Source organism: Pseudomonas sp. RIT-To-2 (assembly GCF_029623465.1).
GTDB lineage: Bacteria > Pseudomonadota > Gammaproteobacteria > Pseudomonadales > Pseudomonadaceae > Aquipseudomonas > Aquipseudomonas silvicola.
In genome coordinates this window covers 1-5153 of the sequence record NZ_JAPYKM010000079.1, presented here as the reverse complement: position 1 = coordinate 5153, position 5153 = coordinate 1, and the positions used below count along the sequence as shown (strand labels likewise).

General features: G+C 65.3%; 3 protein-coding genes. All 3 read left to right on the top strand.

Annotated elements, in window-relative coordinates; translation table 11 throughout:
• Nucleotides 1-1754: N-acetylglutaminylglutamine amidotransferase (locus tag QBK88_RS30500; RefSeq protein WP_277965015.1), on the top strand; the 1754-nt coding region annotated here is incomplete at its 5' end.
• 3 nt (nucleotides 1755-1757) lie between these two features.
• Complete coding sequence (gene ngg, locus QBK88_RS30495) at nucleotides 1758-3503, top strand: N-acetylglutaminylglutamine synthetase (RefSeq protein WP_277965014.1); 1746 nt, start codon at nucleotides 1758-1760, stop codon at nucleotides 3501-3503.
• Between the two features lie 70 nt (nucleotides 3504-3573).
• Nucleotides 3574-4755, top strand: coding sequence for an osmoprotectant NAGGN system M42 family peptidase (locus QBK88_RS30490; RefSeq protein ID WP_277965013.1), 1182 nt, complete (start codon nucleotides 3574-3576; stop codon nucleotides 4753-4755).
• Nucleotides 4756-5153: the final 398 nt, after the last annotated feature.

Genomic DNA, 5153 nt, shown 5'->3' with positions numbered 1-5153 from the left:
AATTACGTTTCGATCAGCAACCGGCCGACCTAGCGGCCATTGAACGCATTACCCACCACCTGGCTCCCCGTGGGCCGGACGCCTGGGGCTTTCATAGCCAGGGCCCCATTGCCCTCGGCCATCGGCGGCTGAAAATCATGGACCTGTCCGACGGTTCGGCGCAGCCCATGGTCGACCAGCACCTGGGCCTGTCGCTGGCCTTCAATGGCGCCATCTACAACTTCCCGGAACTGCGTACCGAACTGGAAGCGCTGGGCTACTCGTTCTACTCCGGCGGCGATACCGAAGTGCTGCTCAAGGGCTACCACGCCTGGGGCGAGGCGCTGCTGCCCAAGCTCAATGGCATGTTTGCCTTCGCTATCTGGGAGCGCGACAGCCAGCGTCTGTTCATCGCCCGCGACCGCCTGGGGGTAAAGCCCCTGTACCTGTCGCGTACCGGCCAGCGCCTGCGCTTCGCCTCGGCGCTGCCAGCGCTGCTCAAGGGGGGTGATATCAGCCCCGTGCTGGACCCCGTCGCCCTGAACCACTACCTGAACTTCCACGCCGTGGTACCGGCGCCACGCACCCTGCTGGCCGGTATTGAAAAGCTGCCGCCCGCCACTTGGCTACGCATCGACGCCAACGGCAACACCGAGCAGAAAACCTGGTGGACGCTGCCGTACGGCCCCCACGCCGACGAAACCAACCTGACCCTGGAAGACTGGCGTGACCGCGTGCTGGAAAGCACCCGCGAAGCCGTCGCCATTCGCCAGCGCGCGGCCGTGGACGTGGGCGTGCTGCTGTCCGGCGGCGTCGACTCCAGCCTGCTGGTAGGCCTGCTGCGCGAAGTGGGCGTCGACAACCTGTCCACCTTCTCCATCGGCTTCCAGGACGCTGGCGGCGAACGCGGCGACGAGTTCCAGTATTCCGACCTGATCGCCAAACACTACGGTACCCAGCACCACCAGTTGCGCATCGACGAAGCCGAGATCATCGAGCAACTGCCTGCGGCCTTCCGCGCCATGAGCGAGCCGATGGTCAGCCACGACTGCATTGCCTTCTACCTGCTGTCGCGTGAGGTGGCCAAGCATTGCAAGGTGGTACAAAGCGGCCAGGGCGCCGACGAACTGTTTGCCGGTTACCACTGGTACCCGCAGGTGGACGGCGCCAGCGACCCTTACGCGGCCTACCGCGAGGCCTTCTTCGACCGCAGCTATGCCGACTACGCTGCCACCGTGCAACCGGCGTGGCTGACCCGCAACGACGCGGCGGGAGATTTCGTGCGCGAACACTTCGCCCAGCCCGGCGCCGACGCCGCGGTGGACAAGGCCCTGCGCCTGGACAGTACCGTGATGCTGGTGGACGACCCCGTCAAACGCGTCGACAACATGACCATGGCCTGGGGCCTCGAAGCACGCACACCGTTCCTGGACTACCGCCTGGTAGAACTGTCGGCCCGCGTACCGGCGCGTTTCAAGCTGCCGGACGGCGGCAAACAGGTACTCAAGGAAGCAGCGCGCCTGGTCATCCCCAGCGAAGTCATCGACCGCAAGAAAGGCTATTTCCCGGTGCCAGGCCTCAAGCATCTGGAAGGCAACACCCTGAACTGGGTACGCGACCTGCTGCTGGACCCAAGCCAGGACCGCGGCCTGTTCAAGCCGGCCATGCTTGACCAGTTGTTGAGCAACCCCCAGGGGCAACTGACCCCTTTGCGCGGCTCGAAACTGTGGCAACTGGCGGCCCTGAACCTGTGGCTCAGCGAACAAGGAATCTGACCGATGAAAGCCCATGCCACTGCCTACAACCAGCGCCTGCTGCGGGGCCAGTCGCCCACCTATGAGCGCTTGCAGGCGCGCTTTGCCGAGGACGGCAGCGTGCCAGACGGCCAGCCCCACGCGGTGCATTGCGGTTGGGGCCGGCTGCTGATCGGCCATACCTTCCCAGACCCCGCAAGCCTGGCCGCCGAACTGGGCAACGAACACCAGGGCGAGCGCGACATCGCCCTGTACGTCGCTGCCCCCCAGCAGGTACTGGCCCAAGCCCCGCAGCATCTGTTCCTCGACCCTTCCGACACGCTGCGCCTGTGGTTCAGCGACTACCGCCCGGCGCAGCGGGTGTTTCGCGGCTTCCGTATTCGTCGGGCGCAAAGCGACGCCGACTGGGAGGCTATCAACCAGCTCTACCTCAAGCGCCGCATGCTGCCCATCGACCCCACCCGCCTGACACCACGCCACCAGGGCGGCCCGGTGTACTGGCTGGCCGAAGACGAAGACAACGGCCAAGTGATCGGCAGTGTCATGGGCTTGAACCACCAGAAGGCCTTCCACGACCCCGAGCACGGCAGCAGCCTGTGGTGCCTGGCCGTGGACCCGCGCTGCACCCGCCCAGGCGTGGGTGAAGTGCTGGTGCGCCACCTGATCGAACACTTCATGAGCCGGGGCCTGAGCTACCTGGACCTGTCCGTGCTGCACGATAACCGCCTGGCCAAGAACCTCTACGCCAAGCTGGATTTCCGCGCCCTGCCCACCTTCGCCATCAAGCGCAAGAACGGCATCAACCAGTCGCTGTTCCTGGGCCCCGGCCCCGGCGCCGAGCTGAACCCCTATGCGCGCATCATCGTCGACGAGGCCCTGCGCCGCGGTATCGACGTGCAGATCGACGACGCCGATGCCGGCCTGTTCACCCTCAGCCACCGTGGCCGCAGCATTCGCTGCCGCGAGTCGCTGTGCGACCTCACCAGCGCCATCAGCATGAACCTGTGCCAGGACAAGCACCTGACCCACAAGGTGCTGAGCGCTGCCGGGCTGAGCATGCCCGCCCAGCAATTGGCCGGCAGCGCCGACGACAACGATGATTTCCTGCAGGAACATGGGCGCGTCGTGGTCAAGCCGGTGGACGGTGAACAGGGCCAGGGTGTGGCCGTGGACCTGAGCACGCTGGACGAGGTGCAGCAAGCCATCGAGCATGCGCACCGTTTCGACAGCCGTGTGCTGCTGGAAAGCTTCCACGAAGGCTGCGACCTGCGCATCGTGGTCATCGGCTTTGAAGTCGTGGCGGCGGCCATCCGCCGCCCGGCGCAGATCATCGGCGACGGGCAGCACGCCATCGGCGCGCTGATCGAAGCCCAGAGCCGACGCCGCCAGGCCGCCACCAGTGGCGAAAGCCGTATTCCGCTGGACCACGAAACCCAGCGCACCCTGCACGCCGCTGGCGTGGACTACGACACCGTGCTGCCGGCAGGCCAGGAACTGGCCGTGCGCCGCACCGCCAACCTGCACACCGGTGGGCACCTGGAGGACGTCACCGACATCCTCCACCCTACCCTGGCAGACGCTGCGGTGCGCGCAGCCCGCGCCTTGAACATACCGGTGGTGGGCCTGGACCTGATGGTGCCAGCGGCTGACCAGCCGGAGTACGTGTTCATCGAAGCCAACGAACGCGTCGGCCTGGCGAACCACGAACCGCGGCCCACGGCGCAGAAGTTCGTGGACCTGCTGTTTCCCCACTGCCAGGTATTGAGCTGACGCCTTCAACAAGGGTGGTGGGGTTTCTGTGCAGGGCCCCACTGCCATTCCCTACCTTCAGGAGGTCCTCATGACCACCCGCATCCCCGAACCGGACACTCAGTACCTGCAAAAGGTGCTGCTGGAAATGCTGGCCATCCCCAGCCCTACCGGTTTCACCGACACCATCGTGCGCTATGTCGCCGAACGCCTGGAAGAACTGGGCATTCCCTTCGAGCTGACCCGGCGCGGCACTATCCGCGCTACCCTGCAGGGCCAGAAGAATTCCCCCGACCGTGCGGTTTCCGCCCACCTGGACACCATCGGCGCCAGCGTTCGCGCCGTTCAGGACAACGGCCGCCTGTCGCTGGCACCGGTGGGTTGCTGGTCCAGCCGCTTCGCCGAAGGCAGCCGCGTCAGCGTGTTCACCGACACGGGCGTGATCCGTGGCAGCGTGCTGCCGCTGATGGCGTCCGGGCACGCCTTCAACACCGCGGTCGACCAACTGCCGGTCAGTTGGGACCACGTGGAACTGCGTCTCGACGCCTACTGCGCCACCCGTGCCGACTGTGAGTCGCTGGGCGTGAACATCGGCGACTTCGTGGCGTTCGACCCGTTGCCCGAATTCACCGACAGCGGCCATATCAGCGCCCGCCACCTGGACGACAAGGCGGGCGTTGCCGCGCTGCTGGCCAGCCTCAAGGCCATTGTGGAAAGCGGCCAACAGCCCCCCATCGACTGCCACCCGCTGTTCACCATCACCGAAGAAACCGGCTCCGGCGCCGCAGGCGCCCTGCCGTGGGACGTCAGCGAATTCGTCGGCATCGACATCGCGCCGGTGGCCCCGGGGCAGCATTCCAGCGAGCATGCGGTGAGCGTGGCCATGCAGGACTCCAGCGGCCCTTATGACTACCACTTGTCACGCCACTTGCTCAGCCTGGCCCAGGAACACGACCTGCCGGTGCGGCGCGACCTGTTCCGGTACTACTTCAGCGACGCGCACTCGGCGGTCACCGCAGGGCATGATATTCGTACCGCGTTGCTGGCATTCGGGTGTGATGCCACCCACGGGTATGAACGCACGCACATCGACAGTTTGCAGGCGCTGAGCCGGATATTGACTGCGTACATGCTCAGCCCGCCGGTGTTTGCCAGCGACGCGCAACCGGCCCACGGGTCGTTGGAGCGGTTCAGCCATCAGTTGGAGCATGATGCGCAAATGGAAAGTGAGACACGGGTGCCGGCGGTGGACACGTTGGTGGGGCAGAGGTAGGGGGATTTGGGCTAGCCAGGGCATGGCTTGATGCTTTCGGCGTGCTTGAGGTCGAGCGCCGCCCGCGCGGCGCGCGATCTTGAGAGCACCGAAAACCTCCCGCCCTGCCCCTGCCCACCATCACGCCATCGAAAGGGGACAGGTTTTGAAACAACCTCAAGATTGTCCCCAGAACCCCATAGGGGATACGTTACCCGGGTCATTGCACATCAATGACCGGATGTGAGAGTCCGCTAATCAAAGCCCCCTGCGCGGTGCCATAAAGTCCTTTGCCGGCAATTTATTTGCCTTCACAATGCTTACGGTAGCCATGTACGGGAGGCGTATGCCTGGCTGATTTGGGCGGCTTTGATCGGCTCTCTCACCCCGTACGTGGCTGCCACCTATTCGTGTGAGAG

Bases quoted from the DNA above. Each gene is read 5' to 3' on its own strand.
- ngg (WP_277965014.1), top strand. From the start codon at position 1,758: ATGAAAGCCCATGCCACTGCCTACAACCAGCGCCTGCTGCGGGGCCAG.
- QBK88_RS30490 (WP_277965013.1), top strand. From the start codon at position 3,574: ATGACCACCCGCATCCCCGAACCGGACACTCAGTACCTGCAAAAGGTG.